The sequence below is a fragment of the uncultured Selenomonas sp. genome (assembly GCA_905372355.1).
GTDB lineage: Bacteria > Bacillota > Negativicutes > Selenomonadales > Selenomonadaceae > Selenomonas.
Window position 1 is genome coordinate 57,730 of the sequence record CAJPOT010000005.1, and the last position, 20,037, is coordinate 77,766.

General features: G+C 57.9%; 17 protein-coding genes. 13 read left to right on the top strand and 4 right to left on the bottom strand.

Annotated features, from left to right (window positions below; all coding sequences use genetic code 11):
• Nucleotides 1–84: 84 nt before the first annotated feature.
• Nucleotides 85–1,413 carry a replication-associated recombination protein A gene (locus tag QZ177_RS04425; RefSeq protein WP_294175645.1) on the top strand — a complete coding sequence of 443 codons (1,329 nt, stop codon included), beginning with the start codon at nt 85–87 and terminating at the stop codon, nt 1,411–1,413.
• 82 nt (nt 1,414–1,495) lie between these two features.
• Here the strand turns inward: QZ177_RS04425 and QZ177_RS04430 are convergent, their stop codons facing one another.
• The 4 genes from QZ177_RS04430 to QZ177_RS04445 form a co-directional block, all read right to left on the bottom strand.
• Nucleotides 1,496–3,187: a methyl-accepting chemotaxis protein gene (locus tag QZ177_RS04430; protein ID WP_294175646.1), complete on the bottom strand. Its 1,692-nt coding sequence runs from the start codon at nt 3,185–3,187 to the stop codon at nt 1,496–1,498.
• A 252-nt stretch (nt 3,188–3,439) separates the two neighbouring features.
• A complete protein-coding gene (locus QZ177_RS04435) occupies nt 3,440–4,234 on the bottom strand; it encodes an ABC transporter ATP-binding protein (RefSeq protein WP_264919525.1) in 795 nt (264 codons plus the stop codon).
• Complete coding sequence (locus tag QZ177_RS04440) at nt 4,234–5,115, bottom strand: ABC transporter permease (protein ID WP_294175647.1); 882 nt, start codon at nt 5,113–5,115, stop codon at nt 4,234–4,236. The genes QZ177_RS04435 and QZ177_RS04440 overlap by 1 nt, the downstream gene beginning before the upstream one ends.
• A gap of 86 nt (nt 5,116–5,201) precedes the next feature.
• On the bottom strand, nt 5,202–6,191 hold the full coding sequence (locus QZ177_RS04445; protein ID WP_037369380.1) for an ABC transporter substrate-binding protein: 990 nt from the start codon (nt 6,189–6,191) through the stop codon (nt 5,202–5,204).
• A gap of 254 nt (nt 6,192–6,445) precedes the next feature.
• Between QZ177_RS04445 and QZ177_RS04450 the strand changes: the two genes are divergently transcribed.
• From QZ177_RS04450 to panF, 12 genes are all read left to right on the top strand, one after another.
• The gene (locus QZ177_RS04450; RefSeq protein ID WP_294175648.1) at nt 6,446–7,942 is read left to right on the top strand and encodes a PAS domain-containing protein; all 1,497 of its coding nucleotides are present in this window, start codon (nt 6,446–6,448) and stop codon (nt 7,940–7,942) included.
• 200 nt (nt 7,943–8,142) lie between these two features.
• Entirely contained in the window at nt 8,143–8,931 is a 789-nt protein-coding gene (locus QZ177_RS04455) for an amino acid ABC transporter substrate-binding protein (protein WP_366461661.1), read from the top strand.
• A gap of 134 nt (nt 8,932–9,065) precedes the next feature.
• The gene (locus QZ177_RS04460) at nt 9,066–9,269 is read left to right on the top strand and encodes a hypothetical protein (RefSeq protein ID WP_294175649.1); all 204 of its coding nucleotides are present in this window, start codon (nt 9,066–9,068) and stop codon (nt 9,267–9,269) included.
• A 350-nt stretch (nt 9,270–9,619) separates the two neighbouring features.
• A complete protein-coding gene (locus QZ177_RS04465; RefSeq protein ID WP_294175650.1) occupies nt 9,620–9,943 on the top strand; it encodes a hypothetical protein in 324 nt (107 codons plus the stop codon).
• A gap of 86 nt (nt 9,944–10,029) precedes the next feature.
• Nucleotides 10,030–10,827 carry a diaminopimelate epimerase gene (locus QZ177_RS04470; RefSeq protein ID WP_294175651.1) on the top strand — a complete coding sequence of 266 codons (798 nt, stop codon included), beginning with the start codon at nt 10,030–10,032 and terminating at the stop codon, nt 10,825–10,827.
• 21 nt (nt 10,828–10,848) lie between these two features.
• Nucleotides 10,849–11,286, top strand: a complete 438-nt coding sequence (locus QZ177_RS04475; RefSeq protein WP_294175652.1) for a hypothetical protein — start codon at nt 10,849–10,851, stop codon at nt 11,284–11,286.
• Between the two features lie 125 nt (nt 11,287–11,411).
• Complete coding sequence (locus tag QZ177_RS04480; protein WP_294175653.1) at nt 11,412–11,867, top strand: MarR family transcriptional regulator; 456 nt, start codon at nt 11,412–11,414, stop codon at nt 11,865–11,867.
• Nucleotides 11,868–11,898: 31 nt separating this feature from the next.
• Nucleotides 11,899–12,975 (top strand): efflux RND transporter periplasmic adaptor subunit, encoded by a 1,077-nt coding sequence (locus QZ177_RS04485; protein WP_294175654.1) that lies wholly within the window; start codon nt 11,899–11,901, stop codon nt 12,973–12,975.
• Nucleotides 12,972–16,019: an efflux RND transporter permease subunit gene (locus QZ177_RS04490; RefSeq protein ID WP_294175655.1), complete on the top strand. Its 3,048-nt coding sequence runs from the start codon at nt 12,972–12,974 to the stop codon at nt 16,017–16,019. Before QZ177_RS04485 ends, QZ177_RS04490 begins: the two co-directional genes overlap by 4 nt.
• Nucleotides 16,020–16,153: 134 nt before the next feature.
• Nucleotides 16,154–18,094 carry a diguanylate cyclase gene (locus tag QZ177_RS04495; protein ID WP_294175656.1) on the top strand — a complete coding sequence of 647 codons (1,941 nt, stop codon included), beginning with the start codon at nt 16,154–16,156 and terminating at the stop codon, nt 18,092–18,094.
• 183 nt (nt 18,095–18,277) lie between these two features.
• Nucleotides 18,278–18,553, top strand: coding sequence for a YhdT family protein (locus QZ177_RS04500; RefSeq protein ID WP_006193148.1), 276 nt, complete (start codon nt 18,278–18,280; stop codon nt 18,551–18,553).
• Nucleotides 18,550–20,034 carry a sodium/pantothenate symporter gene (gene panF, locus QZ177_RS04505; RefSeq protein WP_294175657.1) on the top strand — a complete coding sequence of 495 codons (1,485 nt, stop codon included), beginning with the start codon at nt 18,550–18,552 and terminating at the stop codon, nt 20,032–20,034. Before QZ177_RS04500 ends, panF begins: the two co-directional genes overlap by 4 nt.
• Nucleotides 20,035–20,037 lie beyond the last annotated feature (3 nt).

Here is a 20,037-nt window from a genome sequence, read left to right on the forward strand (position 1 = left end):
ATCGTAGGTTAGGAGGTTTGTCTTAAGCTCGTCTTTTGACCCATAGCTATATCTGCTATAATGGAAAGAAATGAGGTGTGGAGGATGGAAATGGAACAGGAATCACTTTTTCGGCGAGAGATCGATTTGCCGCTGGCGGCGCGGATGCGCCCCAAAAGTCTCGCGGATTATGTGGGGCAGCAGCACCTCGTGGGCAAGGGAAAGATGCTCAGGAAGCTCATCGCCGAGGACAAGATCTTCTCGATGATCTTCTGGGGGCCGCCGGGCGTCGGCAAGACGACGCTCGCACGCATCATCGCGCGGGAGACGAAGGCTCGTTTCATCGACTTTTCCGCCGTGACGAGCGGCATCAAGGAGATCCGCACGGTCATGCAGGAGGCGGAGAAGAACACGGCGTACGGCGAGCGCACGATTCTTTTCGTCGATGAGATCCATCGCTTCAACAAGGCGCAGCAGGACGCCTTCCTGCCGTTTGTGGAGAAGGGAAGCATCATCCTCATCGGCGCGACGACGGAGAACCCGTCGTTCGAAATCAACAGCGCTCTTCTGTCGCGCTGCCGCGTCTTTGTGCTCAAGGCCTTGCAGAAGGAGGACATCTTGGGGCTTCTGTGCCGTGCGCTCGCCGCGCCCGAGGGCTTCGGCGAGCAGAAGGTGGAAATAGCGGATGATCTTCTGGAAGCTTTGGCCGTGTTCGCCAACGGTGATGCGCGAACGGCTCTTTCCACCTTGGAGATCGTCGTTTTGAACGGCGAGGTGGAAAAGGATGCGATCCGTGTCACGCGCGAAACGGTGGAGCAGTGTTTGGAGAAGAAATCGCTGCTCTATGACAAGAAGGGAGAGGAGCATTACAATCTGATTTCGGCGCTTCACAAATCGATGCGAAACTCCGATGCTGACGCTTCGGTTTACTGGCTCGCGCGCATGTTGGAAGCGGGTGAAGATCCCTTGTACATCGCGCGGCGCATCGTGCGCTTTGCGAGCGAGGATGTGGGACTTGCCGATCCGCGCGCCTTGGAGCTTGCCGTCGCGGCGTATCAAGCGTGCCACTTCATCGGCATGCCCGAGTGCTCGGTTCATCTGACGGAGGCCGCCGTTTACATGGCGCTCGCGCCGAAATCGAATGCGATGGAAGTCGCCTATTTGAAGGCAAAGGCCGACGCGACGAAGCGTCTCGCCGAGCCTGTGCCGCTCGTCATACGGAACGCCGTGACGCGACTCATGAAGGACGAGGGCTACGGCAAGGGCTATCAGTACGCGCACAATGCGAAGGACAAACTCACGAACATGCAGTGCCTGCCCGATGATCTTCTGGGAAGCGTCTACTACGAGCCGACGGAGGAAGGGCTTGAGGGACGTTTCAAGGCGCGACTCGCCGATATCAAGCGCTGGAAGAAGGAACATGGTGCGAAGTAGCGGCGGTGCAGAAGCGAGCGGAAAAGTGGCAGTGCAGGGGAAAAACCTTTCCCCTGTACTGCCACTTTTACCTCATTTAGAATTACAACTGGAACTTCTGCACTTCTTCCTGAAGTTTTTGTGCGAGTTCGGCGAGCGTCTGGCTGGCGTGCGCCATTTCCTGCATGGCGGCTGCCTGCTCCTCGGTGGCGGCAGAAATCGTCTGTGTATCTTCCTGCGATTTGTTGCTGATCTCCTGCACCTGGTTCATGGCGGCGATCATCTCGCTGCTCGTTTGGCTTACTGCCTGTACGGCATCAACGGCGGTGCGGATCGTCTGTTCGAGTTCGCCGAACTGGTTGGCGATATTGTCGAAGGCTGCTCCCGAAGCATTGACGGCATCGGTGCCTCTCTGGACATTTTCGTTTCCAGCCTGTATGGAATCGACGGCTTTTGTCGTGTCCTGCTGGATGGCGGTGATGCGTTCGGTGATGTCCTGCGTGGCGATGCCCGATTGCTCGGCGAGTTTTCGCACTTCTTCGGCGACGACGGCGAAGCCTTTGCCGGCCTCGCCGGCACGCGCCGCTTCGATGGCGGCGTTGAGGGCGAGGAGGTTCGTTTGCTCCGCGATGCCGGAGATGGTTTCGACGATGGTACCGATCTCGTCGGAACGCTTGCCCAGCGTATCGACGATTGCCGCCGAAGACTGCACTTGTTCGGCGATGGCTTTGATTTCGGTGATGGCATGACGGACTTTTTCCTGCCCGTCTACGGTCACTTCTTGACTCTTCTGGGCGAGATTCTGCATGGAAGCCGCGCTCTTTCGCAGCAGATCGATGGTCTCGCCCATCGCATGAGCCTGCTCTGTCAGATTGCCTATCGTATCGGCAGAGGCAGCAGCTCCCGCTGCCATGTTAGTGGCATTTTCCGCTACCTGCGTGACGGACTGCGTCGTCTGGCTTGCACTGGCGGTCAGTTCCTCTGAAGAGGCGGCGACGGATTCAGAGGAAGAGGCGACATTTTTGATGACGCTCTTCAAACGAGCCTTCATGCCGTTTGCGCTGTGCGCGAGCGTGCCGAGTTCATCGCTGCGATCTTCTGGAAGGTTGGCGACACGAAGGTTTCCGTTTGCAATTTGGCTCAAGGTATCGGCGAGCGTGAGCAGGGGGCGGATCGCTTTGCCGATGATGATGTATGACAGGAAGCTCAGGAGTCCTGCCAAGACGAGGACAGCGATGACGCTGGCGAGCATGAAGGAGTGGCGTACATCGTCCATGTCCGACGTGCGCACGTCGATACCGATGAATGCCATGCCGATATTTTTCCCGGCGGCGTCTTTCAAGGGGAGATAGGCGCTCATGTAATCCTTGCCGAGAATCGTTGTACGTCCTTCATAGGTCGCGCCGTTTCTCAGCACAGTGTTGACGATCTGGTCATCAGCCTTCGTACCAATATTGCGTGAGCCGTTTTGGTCTTTGACATTCGTCGAAATGCGCGTGTCGCCGGCAAAGAATGTAACGAAGCCGTGACAGCTGCTACCGAATCGGTCGACGATCTCCGTATCCTCGTTCATATTATGGTCGCCTTTGTAAAGAATGCCGTCTCGGACTTCCCAATCCCCCGGATAAAGGGAATCCATGTTGTCGACCATGATGCGTAGATTCGATGCTGCCTGTACCTGCAGCGAGGTGTCGAAGCCTGCGTTCGCACTGAACCACCCGATCAAAGCCATGACGATGCAGGCGATGATGAGACAGATGTTGAACGCAAGTACGCTTTTTGTTTGCAGTTTCATTACAAAGCCTCCTTTGTGGTTTTGAGTACGAACCTAAATAAACTATATTACATATATTGACATCTGTGATGTCCTCTAAAAGTTACATTATGTCCTTCTATATTTTAATTATTAATCCTTGAGATAAAAGTCTTGTTTAAACATTAGAATATAAAAAGAAGATCTATATATGAGTCCATGGAAACTCGTATACAGATCTTCTGTCAAATTATAGGGAAAAGTTCATTCTGTTATTCTGCAACGAAATGTTTTTCACGACAGCAGCAGACTGTCATTCGCCATTTCGTTGCCCGCCGCTTTTTCAAAGAGCGCGAGCAGGTCGCGCACGGTCAGGCGCGATTTTTCTTCGCCTTTGACGTCGACGAGGATGTTTCCTTCGTGCATCATGATGAGGCGGTTGCCGAGGCGAAGGGCGTCCTTCATGTTGTGCGTGATCATGAGCGTCGTGAGCTTGCGCTTTTCTACGATGGATTTCGTGATGTCGAGAACTTTTTCCGCCGTCTTGGGGTCGAGTGCCGCCGTGTGCTCGTCGAGGAGTAGGAGCTTAGGCTCGGCCATCGTTGCCATGAGAAGCGTCAAGGCTTGGCGCTGACCGCCTGAGAGAAGGCCGACCTTGGATTCGAGACGATCTTCGAGACCGAGGTCGAGTCCCGCCAGAAGCTCGCGGAAGCGCTCGCGCTGCGCCTTGGAGAAGCTCCAGCGAAGGCGCGGTGCGTTGCCGCGGCGTGCGGCAATGGCGAGGTTTTCCTCGATCATCATGCCCGCCGCCGTGCCCATCATGGGGTCTTGGAAGACGCGTCCGATGTACTTGGCACGCTTGTGCTCGGGCCACTTCGTGATGTCTGTGCCCGCGATGACGATGCTGCCCGCATCGACGCGGAAGGTGCCGGCGATGGAGTTCATCAGAGTCGATTTGCCCGCGCCGTTGCCGCCGATGACAGTCACGAAGTCGCCGGGCGAAAGGTGCAACGTGACGCCTCGGAGCGCGTACTTTTCTGTGATTGTGCCGGGATTGAAGGTCTTGGCGATGTTTTGAAGTTTGAGCATCAGCGAGAGCCTCCTTTCGCGCGGCGGATGCGCGCCTGGATGAGCGGCAGGGACAGCGCGAGCGCGACGAGCGCCGCCGTGAAGAGCTTGAGGTCGTTGGGCGGCATGCCGAGTTCGAGGACGATGGCGATGACGGCGCGGTAGACGATGGAGCCGCCGATGACGGAGAGAAGGCAGTTTTTGAAGCTGCGCGTGCCGAAGAGCACCTCGCCGATGATGACGGAGGCGAGACCGATGACGATCGTGCCGACGCCCATGCCGACGTCCGCAAAGCCGTTCGACTGCGCGACGAGCGCTCCCGAGATGGCAACAAGACCGTTTGAGAGCAGGAGGCCGAGGATGATCGTCATGTCGGTATTGACGCCGTTCGCACGGATCATGTGGGGATTGTCTCCCGTCGCACGAATCGCCGCGCCGAGTTCCGTACCGAAGAAGTAGTAGCACGCGACGCTGATGACGACGACGATGAGAAAGCCCATGGCGAGCACGGCGACTTCGCGCGTGAGGCCGAAGCTCTGCGCCTGCGTGAAAATCGTCTCTGTATTGAGGAGCGGCAGGTTCGCCTTGCCCATGATGCGAAGATTCACGGAGTAGAGCGCGATCATCGTGAGGATGCCGGCGAGAAGCGCGGGGATCTTGAGCTTCGTCGTCAGAAGTCCCGTGACGACGCCTGAGATCATGCCCGCGACGAAGGCCGCGAAGATGGCGAGAAGCGGTGTGACACCGGCGGCAAGGAGGCTCGCTGCCGTCGCCGCGCCCAGAGGGAAGCTGCCCTCGACGGTGAGGTCAGCGATGTCGAGGACGCGGAAGGTCAGGTAGACGCCGATGGCGAGGAGTGCCCAAAGGAGCCCTTGGGAAATCGTTGGTATGATGAGGTCCATAGAGAGAGATTCTCCTTTTTGAAAAAGCAGCCGCAAGGAATTGCTTGCGGCTGTTTCTTGGTTTTGATCGGGGACAGGAGCTGCAATTATTCGAAAATCTGTGCATCCTTCAAGATGTCGGCAGGAATTTGGATGCCGAGCGTTTCCGCGTTTTTCTTGTTGATGCTGACTTTGAGTTCCTTCGCCATCTCGATCGGCATGTCAGCGGGCTTCTTCTTGCCTTCGAGGATGTCGGCGGCCATGTGACCCGTCTGCACGCCGAGCTTGTAGTAGTCGATGCCGTAGGTCGCAAGCGCCCCCGCCTTGACCCAGTTGTCCTCGCTGCAGAACACGGGCTTCTTCGCCGGATTCGTGATGGAAAGGAGCGTCGGGACGGCGGAGGCCATGATGTTGTCCGTCGGCTCGAAGAAGGCGTCGACATCGCCGACGAGGCTGTTTGCCGCCTGCTGGATGTCGTTGACGGTCGAGATCGTCGCCGTGCGCACCTTCAGCCCGCGGCTCTCGGCGTACTCGGCAATCGCCTTCGCCTGCACTTCGGAGTTGACCTCGCTTGAGCAGTAGATGATGCCGATGGTCTTGACCTCGGGGCAGATCTTCAGCATGAGGTCGACCTGCTCCTTGATGGGGCTCATGTCGCTCGTTCCCGTAACATTGCCGCCGGGCTTCTCGTTCGAAGCGGCGAGCTTCGCACCGACGTAGTCCGTGATCGCCGTGCCGACGATGGGAATGTCGTGCGTCGCGTTCGCCATGCTCTGTGCGGCGGGCGTCGCGATCGCACAGACGAGATTCATCTTCGCGTTGACGAAGCGCTGCGCGATGTTCTGCAGATTCGATTGATCGGCCTGCGCGTTCTGGCGGTCGATGGAGATGTTCTTTCCTTCCTCGAAGCCGCGCTCCTTGAGTCCGTCGGCGAATCCCTTGTTCGCCGCATCGAGCGCATTGTGCTCGACGAGCTGCACGACGCCGATCTTCACGTCCTTTGTGTCGGCGCTTTGGCCGCAGCCGACGAAGCCGAGACTCGCTGTGAGAAGGGAAGCGCCGAGGATGAGCGCCTTGAACTTTTTGGAAATGTGCATGAGGATTCCGCCTTTCTTCTGTGTGGAAACGCATCTGAAGCCGCGTCGCCGAACAGTTCTTGATGAAGATTCCGGATGGATTCATGTAGAAAATATTGACGCAATATGGATATTATACATGTTTACAGAAAGAAATGCCATAGCTCTATGAAAATCAGGACGAAGCTTCTGGTTGACAATTTCTGTTAAACGCTATATTCTAGTACTTATAGAGAAGGTATGACCGGTGAATAGTATCATTGGAGGAGATTTTGATGTTTGGCATGAAAAAGGCTGCAGCCGCCCCGAATGACGGGCAGAATCTGGCGGCAGCCATTCAGAGGGTTGCACAGGGGCATGAGAAGAATCAGCTTTTCTCCAAGGCAGATTCGCGCGAGCCGTGGGCGGACGCGTTCAATGCGCTCATCGACAAGGTGAACGAGGAGATCGAGTACCAGAAGTTCCGCATCCGCACGGTCAATGATGCCGTCCATTCGGGGCTTTGGTATATGAAGATCAATGCGGACTTCAGCATCGCCTATGCCATCTGGTCCGACGAGTTCCGCCGCATGGTCGGCTTCCGTGACGAGAACGACTTCCCCAATACGGTGGAATCTTGGAGTTCGCGCCTGCATCCTGACGATGTGGACGGAACGCTTTCCGCCTTCACGCAGTGCATCAAAGATCTGAGCGGCAATACGCCGTACGATGTCGACTACCGCATGAAGGTGCACGACGGAAGTTACAAGTGGTTTCATGCCTCGGGCAACGTCGTGCGCAGCCAGAGCGGACATCCCGAAGAGATCATCGGCGTCTTCGTTGACATCGATGAGGAGGTCAAGAACAAGGAATATCTCGACTACACTTTGAAGCGCTACGAGGCGATCGACAGCATCCTGGCGGAAGGCTCGTGGAACATGAAGGTCGTCGGCGACGATCCGACGAATCCGAACAATGAGTTCTGGTGGTCGGATCGTTTCCGCCACCTCCTGGGCTTCTCCAATACGACGGACTTTCCGAACAAGCTGAACTCGTGGGCCGATCGCCTGCATCCTGAGGACAAGGCGCGCACCTTGCAGGCGTTTCAAGCGCATATCATGGATCGCAGCGGCAGGACGCCGTTCGACCTTGAGTATCGCTTGAAGACGAAGACGGGCGAATATCTGTGGTTTCACGCCGTGGGCAAGACGATCCGAAAGCCCGACGGCACGCCCGTCCTGGTCGCCGGAGCCATCGAGGACATCACGTTGCTGAAGACCGGCAAGGAACAGTTCTACAAGGAATTCGGCTCAAGGATGGAAGGGCTTTATCAATCAATCGAGACGATCACGACGCGCGTGAACGAGACGGCGGAGCGCACGACCGAGATCACCGGCGTACAGGAGGAAATCACGCGGGCGGCAGAGGATACGCGCACGCAGACGGAGAACACGCTGAAGATGACGGAGCTCATCATGAACATCTCGAAGCAGACGAACCTCCTCGCGCTCAACGCCTCGATCGAGGCGGCACGCGCGGGTGATGCGGGCAGGGGCTTCTCCGTCGTCGCTGAAGAGGTGCGAAAGCTTGCTGACAGTAGTCAGGAGGCTGTCGGCAAGATTGTCGAGGCTCTCGGCTCGATGGAGAAGGCCTCGGCCAATATCGAGGAGAAGATCAAGACGATCAACCTCTTGATTGAAAGGCAAGCGGAGGGGATGAAGGAAATCCATACGTCTGTGGTACAGGCGAAGGAAGTATCGGGCGACATTGAGAAATTGACGAAGAGTATGTAAGAAAGCACTGGATTTATCCGTGCTTTTCTAGGCAGAAGCCTAGGAAACGCCGCGAAGGAGCAGGAAATTGTGCTCCTTCGCGGCGTTTTTGTGCATCAAAGAGCCGAAAATTATGACGAGATTCCCCCTTGGCAAATTCTCTTTGTCCATGTATAATATCACTATGATAATACTTTAACGAAGAAAAGGAGTGCTTTGTTTTGAAGAAAATTTTATTCATCTGTTTGTCCCTCATGCTCGCGGCAGGCTTTATGGCGGGCTGCGGCGGACAGAAGGCGGCAAACGACGCGCCGAAGAAGATCGTCATCGGTCTGGATGACAATTTTCCGCCGATGGGATTCCTCGACGAGAAGAACGAGATCACGGGCTTCGACGTGGAATTGGCGAAAGAGGCGGCGAAGCGCCTCGGCACGGAGGTCGAGTTCAAGGGCATCGACTGGGCAAGCAAGGAGGCTGAGATTCAGAGTGGTCGCATCGACGCGCTGTGGAATGGCTTGGAAATCACGGAGGAGCGCAAGAAGAATCTGCTCTTTTCCGAGCCGTACATGAACGATCAGCAGGTGATCTTCAAGCGTGCGGACGACGCTTCGATCACGAAGGAAGACGATCTCAAGGGCAAGATCGTCGCGACGCAGAGCGCCTCGGGCACGGCAGAGGACTATGTGGATGGTCACAAAGATGTTACGGGCTACAAGGACGTCAAGAAGTACGCGGATTATTTGTCGGCGTTCATGGATCTCGAGAACGGCCGCGTCGACGCGATCGTCTGCGACGAGATCATCGGCCGCTTCTACATGTCGAAGCACCCCGACAAGATTGCCGCGCTCGACGGTCACGTTGGTCCCGTGACGCAGTTCGGCGTCGCTTATCGCAAGGATGATACGGCGCTCAAGGAGAAGATGCAGAAGGTTCTCGACGAGATGCGCGCCGACGGCACGATGGCGAAGATCTCGGAGAAGTGGTTCGGCAAGGACATCACGAAGTTGTAGTTTTGGAGGCTGTGCGCGAGCTTGGGGCTTGTGCACAGCCTTGCTGTATTTCGTGTTTTTTTATTGAGCGAGTACAGATCTCGTGATAAAATATAGAATAAAGAAAGGATATTTTTTGACATGGAGAGAGCTGTATGGCGCGGGTGAAGAGGACGTACAAGGATTCGCTTTTTTGCGATATATTCCGCCGCAAAGATTATTTGCAGGATGTATATCGCGGGCTTTTTGGGCGAGATGTTTCCTTGCAGGAAATACAGCTCATGACGCTGCAGGGGACATTCTTCAACGACGAGAAGAATGATGTGAGTTTCTTGGCGGGTAAGCGGCAAATTTTTTGATGGAGCACCAGAGCACTTTGAACGAGAATATGCCTTTGCGTATGTTTTGGTATATGGCGAAGCTTTATCGGAAGCAAGTGCCGAAGGATGCACCGTATCGAACGCGACGTCTCCAGTTGCCGGCACCATGCTTCTATGTATTCTACAATGGTCTTGATCCAGCGCCGGATGAATGGGAAATGCGTCTGTCGGAGGCTTTCGGAGGAGAGTGCTCCTCGTTGGAACTTTGCGTCAAGGCATATAACATTAATGAAATGTCGGGCAGCAGACTTCTTGAAAAGAGTCGTGCGCTCAAGGGGTATAGCGTTTTCGTGGCGCAAATCCGACGAAAAACGGCGGCGGGAGTATGTTTGGAGGGGGCTGTTAAGCAGGCAATCCGCTATTGTATCGAGCAGAATCTTTTGGCGGAATATTTTCTTGAGCGTGAGATGGAGGAGGTTTTTGACATGGTGAGCTTCAAGTGGGATCCTGAATTGGCAAAGCGTGTCCAGCTTCAGGAAGCACAAGAGATCGGCATGGAAAAGGGCATGGAAAAGGGCATGGAAAAGGGTGTGACGGAGATCGTGCTCAACATGCTGAAGAAGAAAAAATGGTCATTGCAGGATATTTCTGAAGTCTCGCAATGGCCGTTGGACAAGATTGAGAATCTTGGAAAGATGCATCAGCTTTTGTGAATTCGTTGTCGATGGTGTTGTGCGCTTTTTGCCTGCGCTGTGGAAACAGCAAGCAAAAGGCGCATTTCTCGTAGGAGATATAGTTTATGGAGCTGGATTTCATCAAGCTGAGTCCGCTGGGAAATACGACGGTATTTTTGCGCGGGGAGGCTGCACCGGAGGCGCGTGCCGCGCTTCTCTCTGAGGCGATGGATTACGATCATCTGGCGGCGGAGCAGGCGGGTTTCCTCGTTGCGCCGCATTCCGAGGAGGCGCTTTTTCGCATTGAGATGTCGGGCGGCGAGTTCTGCGGCAATGCGACGCTTTCAGCGGCGGCTCTGGCGGCATCTGAAGGTGCTGAGTCCCCCTTTTTTGTCGAGTGCTCGGGTGCACCCGAACCGCTTCGGGCAGAGGCGCATCCGCTCGGCTCGGGACGCTGGCTGGCGCGTGCCGAGATGCCGCAGGCGCATGAGGTGCGGCGTATTTCTCTTGACGGATTTTCGTTTGGGGGCGCGGCGATATGTGTATCGCTTCCAGGCATCGTGCATCTCGTCGTCGAAGCCGCAGACCTTTCGGCGGCGGATTACGACGAGATGCTTGCCCGTCTGATGTGCGAGACGGACGCCGATGCTTACGGAGTCGTGCCGTTTGAGCGCTTGGGACGCGATCACTTTCGCATCCGTCCCTACGTCGCCGTGCCGAGCGCTAAAAGCCACGTCTTTGAGCGTGCCTGCGGTTCGGGAAGTCTGGCACTTGCGCTTGCCGAAGGAGGCGAGCGTGGGCGCATCGTCGTCGAGCAGCCGGGCGGCACGCTCTTCGTTGAGACGGGCAAGCGTTTCTTCCTCGAAGGCGAGGTGCTCATTTCCTGCCGCGGTACGGTGGAACTTGCAGGTGTTGCGCGGTAAGGAGTCGGGAGTATGGGAAGCATGAACATACAGGAAATGGCGGACTGCATTGTTGCCGCATTTTTGCAGCATGAGCAGTACTGTGCGGAGCATCGCAAGGAATATGGGGAGGTGCTCGCGCATGTTTTTGCGATGGAAACGATCAATACGCCGATGCTGCATGAATTCGAGTCTCAGGCAGAGAGTGAAGCGTTTCAGAAATATTGCGGTTTGATTGAGCATCTTTGGAAAAATGGTGATGAGGAGGTTCGGAATGTGGTTGATGTGACGATCCTCGAAAGTATTTCGGATGACGGACGAATGTGGCAAGCTTTCGGCAGACATATTTCACAAAATTTCAGAGACTATATCAACAAGGAAGTGCTGACAAAGAACATCGTCATGGTCACCGTCCCGCCTTTGAGCGGAATGCCGCATGATGCGTTTCCGACGGGTCATGCATCTACCGCACAGAAATGAGCAGAACGAACCAATTTGTTGAAATATAAAGAAAATGTTGATATAATCAACTAAGAGAAAATCTGTACGTCATGGATGTGAGATTGCTGCTGTTGCATTTGATCGTGTATGAGAGGGGGATCTTGGTGGAAAATTTGCAGGTGGCGCGTTGTTTTTCCATTTTGGACGGACGTTCGCGCAGCTATGTGTTGGAAGCATGTCGTCCTTTGCAGCTTACGTATTCGGAGTACGTCCTGCTTCTGCGCCTTTTTGACTGCGAGGGGGCGAGTCAGGAGGATTTGTCGCGTGCTCTGCAGACGGACAAGTCCGCCGTGGCGCGCACGCTCAAGCTCTTGGAACAGAAGGGCTTCATCTGTCGCGAGAAGGACGCGGAGGATCGCCGCATCAAGCGCATCCGTCTGACGGAGTACGGACGCATGCAGCATCCGTTCCTGCTGTCCGTGATGAATTCGTGGGTTAATTATTTGATCGATCCGTTGTCGCCGCAGGATGTCTCCTGTGTGGAGCGCAACTTCCGGATTTTGGCGGAACGCTCGTCGAAGGTGGATTTTCGAGAGCTCATTGGGAAGACGACGCGGTGAAACTCGCAGGATGCAGAGAGGGGGAAACGATGTGAGATATGGGGTACGCAGTATTCTGGCGCTCCTTTTGGCGGGGCTTCTCGTCAGTGCCGCAGGCTGCGGCGATGCGCCGCCCGAGAAGGCGAAGCCGCCGTTGGTGCGCACCGAGCGCGTCGAGACGAATGAGGCGGCGCACGCGGTCAACTATGCGGGCAGTGTGCGCGGCCGTTACGAGAAGAATCTGGCGTTCCAGGTAGGCGGCCGCGTCATCGCGCGTGCGGTCAACGTCGGCGACCGCGTGGAAGCGGGAGCGCCGCTCCTGCGCCTCGACGCCTCCGACATCGTGCAGAGGTCGAGGCAGGCCGACGCCGCAGTCGATGCAGCGAAGGCGCAGCTCGACCTCGCGGCGGCAAATGCGGCGCGCTACCGCGAGCTTTACGCGGCCGAGGCCGTGCCCGCCGCCGTGCTCGACCAGTACGAGACTGCCTATGGGGCGGCGGCGGCGAGCTATCGGCAGGCGCTCGCCCAAGCGGCAGAGGGGCACAATGCCGTTTCCTATACGGAGCTTCTTGCCGATGCGCCCGGCGTGATTTCTGCCGTGGCAGCAGAGGCGGGACAGGTTGTCGCCGCAGGACAGACGGTCGTGACACTCGTCGAGTCGGGTGACCTTGAGGTCGAGATCGCCGTGCCCGAAGATCGTCTTGCCGATGTGCCGCCGGGCAAGGAAGTCGCCGTATCCTTCTGGGCGCTCGGCGCAGGCGTCGTTTCCGGCACGGTGCGCGAGGTCGCGCCGATGGCGGACGCCGTCTCGCGCACCTACCGCGTGCGCGTCTCTGTGCCCGCACCGCCGGCCGGCATGGCGCTCGGCATGACGGCGAATGTGGCTGTGGGACGGATGCCGACGGCAGCCGTGCGCCTGCCGCTCGCCGCCATCTACCAGACGGGCGGCAAACCTTCGGTCTGGCTCGTCGGCGCGGACAACAAGGTGTTCTTGCAGGAAGTTGCGGTCGACGGCTATGACGGCAACGACGTGCTCGTCCGGGGACTTCCCGACGATGCGCTCGTCGTGACGGCGGGCGTCCACAAACTGCGCGAGGGCGACGAAGTGCGGACGGGGGATGCGCCATGAGGAATCTTACGGAAATCTCCCTTAAGCACAAGGGGCTCGTATGGTATTTCATTCTCGTCGTCTTTATCGGCGGCATTTTTTCCTACGGCAAGCTCGGTAGGATGGAAGATCCTGACTTCACGATCCGCCAGATGGTCGTATCCGTCGCCTGGCCGGGTGCGACAGCGCAGCAGATGGAAGAGCAGGTCACGGACAAACTGGAGAAGAAGCTGCAGGATGTGCCGGGACTCAAGGAGCTCAAGAGCTATTCGCGCGAGGGACAGGCGGTCATCTATGTGACGCTGGACGACGCTGTGGCGAAGGAGGATATTCGTCCGACGTGGCGCGATGCACGCAATCTCTGCGAGGATGAGAAGCGCAGCCTGCCCACAGGCGTTTACGGCCCTTATTACAACGACCGCTTCGACGATGTATTTGGCTCGGTCTACGCCGTAACGGGCGACGGCTGGTCCTACGAGGAGATGCGCGAGCAGGCGGAAAAGACGCGCCGCGCCCTGCTTGCGGTCGAAAATGTGCAGAAGGTCGAATTGATCGGCGTGCAGCCGGAGAAGATTTACGTCGAGGCCGCGCGCGAGCGTCTCGCGGAGCTTGGCATACCGCCCGACGCGATCCTTTCTGCCATCCGTACGCAGGAAGAGATGACGCCGGCGGGCATGATCGAGACGCAGACGGACAACGTCTACGTGCGTGTCTCGGGCGCTTTCGACGACCTTGAGGCGATCCGCGCCCTGCCGATCGCCGCCGGCGGGCGCACCTTCCGACTCGGCGACGTCGCGAGCGTCACGCGCCGCTATGCCGAGCCGGCCGAGCCGAAGATGTACTTCAATGGCGAGCCTGCCGTGGGCATCGCCGTTTCCATGCGCCCGGGCGGTAACATCCTGACGCTCGGCAAGGATTTGCAGAAGAAAATCGCCGCGCTCAAGGACGACTTGCCGCTCGGCTTGGAAATCCATCAGGTCTCCGACCAGCCGCAGGTCGTCGCAGAATCCATCGATGATTTCGTCGACACGCTCAGAGAAGCCGTCATCATCGTGCTCGCCGTGAGCTTTCTGACGCTCGGCCTTCGTACGGGGTTCGTCGTCGCCTGCTGCATCCCGCTCGTACTGACGGGCGTCTTCCTCTTCATGTACGGTGCGGGCATCGACCTGCAGAAGGTGTCTTTGGGCGCGCTCATCATCTCCCTCGGGCTTCTGGTTGACGATGAGATCATCGCCGTCGAGATGATGAGCGTCAAGCTTGAAGAGGGGCTTGACCGCTTCAGCGCCGCCTCGCACGCCTTCCGTGCGACGGCGCTTCCGATGCTGACGGGCACGCTCATCACATGCGCGGGCTTCATCCCCGTCGCTTTCTCGAAGGGCATGGCGGCGGAGTTCTGCGCCTCGCTCTTTCCCGTCATTGCCGCCGCGCTGCTGCTCTCTTGGATCGTCTCCGTCATGGTCGCCCCGCTCCTCGGCTATCACATCATCCGCATTGAGCCGAAGCGCGATGAAAAGGGCGAAGCCTTGCTCCATCAAGGCCGATTCTATCGCGTGTTTCGCCGCGTGCTGGAGGCATTTTTAGCACATCGCCGTCTCGTGCTCGGCGTGACGGCGCTCGTCTTCGCTGCATCCATCGCGCTTTTGGGCGCTTGCCGGCAGGACTTCTTCCCGCCGTCTTTGCGGCCTGAGATCATCGTCGAGATGCACCTTGCCGAAGGCTCTTCTATGAAGAACACGGACGGCGAGGCGAAGCGCTTTGCTGCTTTCCTCGACGGCCTTGCGGACGAGTACAGGAACTATTCCGTCTATGTGGGCGAAGGTGCGCCGCGCTTCGTGCTGACCTTTGAACCCGTCTTGGCTGCGGACAATTATGCGCAGTTCGTCATCGTCGCGAACGACAAGGAGTCACGCGAGGATTTGACGGCGAAGATCCGCACGGAGCTTTCCGAAAACTTCCCGAACGTGCGTGCAAATCTCAAGTTCATCCAGACGGGGCCGCCTGCAGCGTACCCCATCATGCTGCGCGTCGAGGGAGAAGACAAGGAAAAAGTCATGTTGCTTGCCAATGAGGTTGCCGACCTCGTGGCGAGCGATGCGAACACGCGCGACGTGAACCTCGACTGGCAGGAAAAGAGCAAGGTTCTGCACCTCGCGCTCGATCAAGACAAGCTCAAGGCGCTCGGACTTTCGACGCAGATGGTGCAGCAGATGCTCTACACGGAACTGGCGGGAGTGAAAGCGGCGGAACTCTACGAGGGCGACCGCACGGTGGACATTGTGCTGCGGCTCAGGGAGGAGGCGAGGGACGATCTCTCGCGCCTCGAAGAATTGCCGATCTACCTGCCGCAGGCAGGCTATGTGCCGCTCGCGCAGGTGGCGAAGATTTCCTATGACGCGGAAAACGGCATCATCTGGCGGCGCGACTTGAAGCCCGCCGTGACCGTACGCGCCGACATCATCGCGGGCACGCCGACGGATGCGGCGAAAAAAGCGTACGCGGCGACGAAGGAACTGCGCGAGAATCTTCCCGCAGGATATGCCATCGAGCCGGACGGAAGCCTTGCAGACAGCGAGGATTCGATGAAATATCTTCTCGTGCCCGTGCCCGCCATGATCTTCCTCATCATGACGCTTTTGATCTTCCAGGTGCGCGAAGGCCGTGCCATGCTCATCACACTCTTGACCGCTCCTTTGGGCATCATCGGCGTCGCCTGCGGCATGTTCCTCACGGGCGAGCCGATCGGCTTCGTCGCCGACCTCGGCATCCTCGCGCTCTCGGGCATGATTATCCGCAACTCGGTCATCCTCATCGACCAGATTCAGAAGCATATCAAGGCGGGCGAGTCGCCGTGGCAGGCGGTCATCGACTCGGCTGTTCTACGCTTTCGTCCCATCATGCTGACGGCTGCTGCTGCGATCCTCGGCATGATTCCGCTGATGACGAGTTCTTTCTGGGGACCGATGGCGGTGGCGATAGCGAGCGGGCTTTCCGTGGCGACGGTATTGACGCTGCTCGTGCTGCCCGTCATGTACGTCACTGTCTATCGAGTGAAGCGGGAGACTTGAAAAGAAAAAATACGATCCCCAACTCTGGACTTTTGTACTAATATGTGATATATTATGGCAAAAGGGTCTTGTGTCTTGCAGGAATGACGGACGGAAGGCTTTCGTAGTCGGCAGTGAGAGGGCGGTGCATGGCAATGTTGGGGAAAAGAGGGCGCAGAGCGGAGCATGACTTTCTGCGCATTCTTGCGCTCGCAGCTGTTCTCTTCGTCCTCGCCGCCTCCTTGCCGAAGGCCTTGCCTGCAGTCGCCGCGCATGGACTTTCCTTGGATTCCCATGAGATGGCAGGCTTTTCCCTGCAGCATTCTGCTAAAGAGGAAGCTGAGCCTACGGAACTGCACTATTGGCAGAGCGCGAACCTTCCGGACGAGGGAGAAATGCAGGAACTTCTGCAGGAGGCGCAGAATGGTGCCGAAGGATGGAAGTGTGTGACTTATCCCGCACAGCCGCTCCTTTCGAGCGAGACGCGCTATGTCTATCTGACAACGAGTCTGCCCGAAGAGGGGTACAGCGGCACGGGTTTGTTCTTCAAGACGACGAACCAGTCGGTTCGTCTGTGGCTCGATGGCAAGCTCCTTTACGAATACGGTTCGATGGAGGACGGTGACTACAGCTACGGCACGCGCTGGCATCTCGTTCCTCTGCCGGAAGGCTATGCGGGGAAGACACTGACCGTCGGAATGCATTCTTTCAGCACGGTCGATCTCGGCCGCTTCGACCACCTGTGTCTGCGCGACATGCGTGCGAGCGTGGCGGAGCTTTTCTTCGCCGATCTGCCCTTCGTCTTCGGACTTTCTTTGATCTTCATGATGGGGGCGATCGTCGCCATCTATAGCTGCACCTTGCGCCGCAACCGAGGCGCCTACGTCTTTCTGCTGCTGTTCTTCCTCGTCTACGGCGTCTGGATGGTCAGCGTGATGAACGCGAGGTATTTCCTTTTCGATTCGCCGCGTTTCTGGTGGTTCGTGCAGCTTACGACAGTGTATGGCATAGCGATCCTGGCTTTTCAGTTTCTCGCGGGCTTCCTGCCCGCCGCGCAGCGCCGCACGATGCGCCTTTTGTCCGTACCCTTCGTGATCCTTCTAGTTGCTTCTGCTCTCGGCGAGGTCTTCGTCGCACGCGGCAGTTTCTTCACCTGCATGAACTTTTACTATCCGCTGGCGGCCATCTTTACGCCGTGGGCGAGCCTCTTGCTCTGGCGCGAGGCGAAGCGCGGCAACGAATACTGCCGCACGGCGCTCGTGCCGCTCCTCGCGATTGCGCCGCTCGGGCTTTTCGACGGACTTTGGTTTCAGTACCATCTGTTTGCGTGGGACACGTACATCACGCCTTTCGCGCTGCTGTCCTTCGTCGTCTTCGTCCTGAGCACGATTCGCATGCGCATTCGCGATGAGGTGCGCAGCGAAGCGGTGCAGAAGTCTCTGGAGAATGAAATTGTCGAGGCGAAGGAAAAAGCGCAGATCGATCCCTTGACGCGCTGCTTCAACCGCTACAAGTTCAACGATACGTTCCCCGAATGGGTGAAGGTGGCGCAGAATACAGACGGACATCTCGCGTTCATGATCCTCGACATCGATTTTTTTAAGCGCGTGAATGACGACTATGGACACGATGAGGGGGATCATGTGCTGCGCTCCTTTGCCGGGGTTCTGCACACTTCGCTCGACCGTCGTCACCTTCTGGTTCGCTGGGGCGGTGAGGAATTCGTCATTCTCTGCCTGCACTATTCACTGAAAGAGGCGGAAACCTTCGCCAATCATCTGCGCGAGCGGATCGCACAGGCGCCGATCTGCAACTACCGTCCCATCCAGTGCAGCATCGGCGTTTCGCGCTGGCATGGCGTGCAGAAGGACACGATGGAGGCGCTCTTGAAGCGTGCGGACGATGCGCTCTATCGGGCGAAGCAGGAAGGGCGCAACTGCGTGCGCATCGAGCAGATGGAAAGCCCGTCGCCCGATGGCGAGAGGTCAGAATGTGCGGAAGGCTCTCTGCTCGACAGCGAGAAGACGGAAGGCACCGAGAATCCGATGGCTGCCGGCGAGCGTGCGGAGTGCGCCGAAAGCGTGCCCGTGCATTGAGCAGGAAAACAAGAGTCACATGGAGAAATAACAGGGGTCGGCTGTATGCCGCGAAGGTTCGCAAAAAGCGTCTTCGCGCTGCAGGCGGCTCCTGTTTGCTGTTTTGGGCAGACGCCGATCAGACGGGGATTCCCGCTGATACATTCGGGGAGGAGACTCCCGAGGAGAAAGGAAAATCATACAATGACAAGAAAAGAGAAGTACCACCAGGTAAGGCGCGAGGCCATAGCCACAGGACTGGCACTCGCCGCGCTCATCGTCTATTGGCTCTTCGCCGGTTTTGGCACGGCGAATTTTCTTGACAATAGCATCCGCATCGCGGGGTTGCCGCTCTGGGTCGTCCTTGGCACGTTCGGCACATGGGCGATGGCGCTCGTCATCGTCACACTCCTGCTGCGCTTCGTCTTCCGCGATATGCCGCTCGACGATGAGGAGAGGCAAAAGGGGGGCGAGGCATGATGGAAAAGCTCTCGCTCCTATTGCCGCTCCTCGCCTTCATGGGGTTGATGCTCGCCGTCAGCTTCGCCGTGCGCGTGCGCAGGGAAAAGGAAGGCGCGGGCTTCGTCTCGCAGTACTTCATCGGCAACCGTGCGATCGGTGGCTTCGTGCTCGCCATGACGACGGTCGCGACGTACAGCTCCGTCAGCTCGTTCGTCGGCGGTCCCGGCATGGCGTGGAAGGTCGGCTTTGGCTGGATCTACATGGCGGTCGTGCAGGTCACGGCGATCTTCCTCGTGCTCGGCATCTTCGGCAAGCGCGTCGCGCTCCTCTCGCGCCGGCTTGATGCCGTGACCATCGTCGACATCATCCGCGCACGTTTCGGCTCGGATGCGCTCGCGAACCTTTCCGCATTCGTCATCGTGCTGTTCTTTCTCGGCACGATGACGGCGCAGTTCGTCGGCGGTGCGAAGCTCTTCGAGGCGGTCACGGGCTACAGCTACTTGACGGGACTCGTGCTTTTCGGCGCCGTCGTCGTCCTCTACACGGCGATCGGCGGCTTCCGCGCCGTCGCCTTGACCGACACGCTGTGCGCCGTCATGATGATGGTCGGCATCGTACTGCTCTTTTACTTCGTGCTTGAGGCGGGCGGCGGTTACCGGGCAATCCTAGAGACGATCGAGCGCGAGCATCCGGCGATGCTCACGCCTCTGTCCGCCGGCGACATGCCGCTCGGCCTCTACTTCACGCAGTGGCTGCTCGTCGGCATCTGCACGATTGCGCTGCCGCAGTCCGTCGTGCGCGGCATCAGCTACCGCGATACGCGCGGACTGCATCAGGCGATGCTCATCGGCACGTTCGTCATCGGCTTCATGAACATCGGCATCAATTTCACGGGCATCCTCGCACACGGCATTCTGACGGGTCCCGTGACGGACTACGGCACGGTCGACAACATCATTCCGCAGGCAATCGCACGCTCGATGCCGCCCGAACTCGCGAGCATCGCCATCATCGGCCCTCTGGCGGCGTCGATCTCGACGATCTCGGGGCTTCTGATCGTCGCTTCGTCGGCGATCATCAAGGACGTCTACATGCACGAAAAGATGAAGAAGGGGCGCGTCCCCTCGATGCGTCGCCTGCGCCTCCTGTCCATGACCTCGACCGTCATCATCGGCGCGCTCGTCTTCTTCCTTGCGGCCTCGCCGCCGAATCTCATCTGGCTCATCAACATGTTCGCCTTCGGCGGACTTGAGACGGCGTTCCTCTGGGTCATGCTCTTCGGCCTTTACTGGCGGCGCGCCAACAAGGCGGGCGCGATGCTCTCCATGGCGGGCGGCACCGTCGTCTACTGCGCGGCGCAGGCACTGAAGATTCATGTATTCGGACTGCATCCCATCGTACTGGGGCTTTCGTCTTCGCTCGCATTCTTCCTGCTCGGCACGTATCTGGGCAAGCCGACCGCCGCAGAAAGGCTTCGCGTGTTCTTCCCCGACAAATAAATC

Excerpts from the sequence above, each read along its gene's own strand:
- QZ177_RS04425 (WP_294175645.1), top strand. The coding sequence starts at position 85 with ATGGAAATGGAACAGGAATCACTTTTTCGGCGAGAGATCGATTTGCCG.
- QZ177_RS04430 (WP_294175646.1), bottom strand. The coding sequence starts at position 3,187 with ATGAAACTGCAAACAAAAAGCGTACTTGCGTTCAACATCTGTCTCATC.
- QZ177_RS04435 (WP_264919525.1), bottom strand. The coding sequence starts at position 4,234 with ATGCTCAAACTTCAAAACATCGCCAAGACCTTCAATCCCGGCACAATC.
- QZ177_RS04440 (WP_294175647.1), bottom strand. The coding sequence starts at position 5,115 with ATGGACCTCATCATACCAACGATTTCCCAAGGGCTCCTTTGGGCACTC.
- QZ177_RS04445 (WP_037369380.1), bottom strand. The coding sequence starts at position 6,191 with ATGCACATTTCCAAAAAGTTCAAGGCGCTCATCCTCGGCGCTTCCCTT.
- QZ177_RS04450 (WP_294175648.1), top strand. The coding sequence starts at position 6,446 with ATGTTTGGCATGAAAAAGGCTGCAGCCGCCCCGAATGACGGGCAGAAT.
- QZ177_RS04460 (WP_294175649.1), top strand. The coding sequence starts at position 9,066 with ATGGCGCGGGTGAAGAGGACGTACAAGGATTCGCTTTTTTGCGATATA.
- QZ177_RS04470 (WP_294175651.1), top strand. The coding sequence starts at position 10,030 with ATGGAGCTGGATTTCATCAAGCTGAGTCCGCTGGGAAATACGACGGTA.
- QZ177_RS04475 (WP_294175652.1), top strand. The coding sequence starts at position 10,849 with ATGAACATACAGGAAATGGCGGACTGCATTGTTGCCGCATTTTTGCAG.
- QZ177_RS04490 (WP_294175655.1), top strand. The coding sequence starts at position 12,972 with ATGAGGAATCTTACGGAAATCTCCCTTAAGCACAAGGGGCTCGTATGG.
- QZ177_RS04495 (WP_294175656.1), top strand. The coding sequence starts at position 16,154 with ATGTTGGGGAAAAGAGGGCGCAGAGCGGAGCATGACTTTCTGCGCATT.
- QZ177_RS04500 (WP_006193148.1), top strand. The coding sequence starts at position 18,278 with ATGACAAGAAAAGAGAAGTACCACCAGGTAAGGCGCGAGGCCATAGCC.
- panF (WP_294175657.1), top strand. The coding sequence starts at position 18,550 with ATGATGGAAAAGCTCTCGCTCCTATTGCCGCTCCTCGCCTTCATGGGG.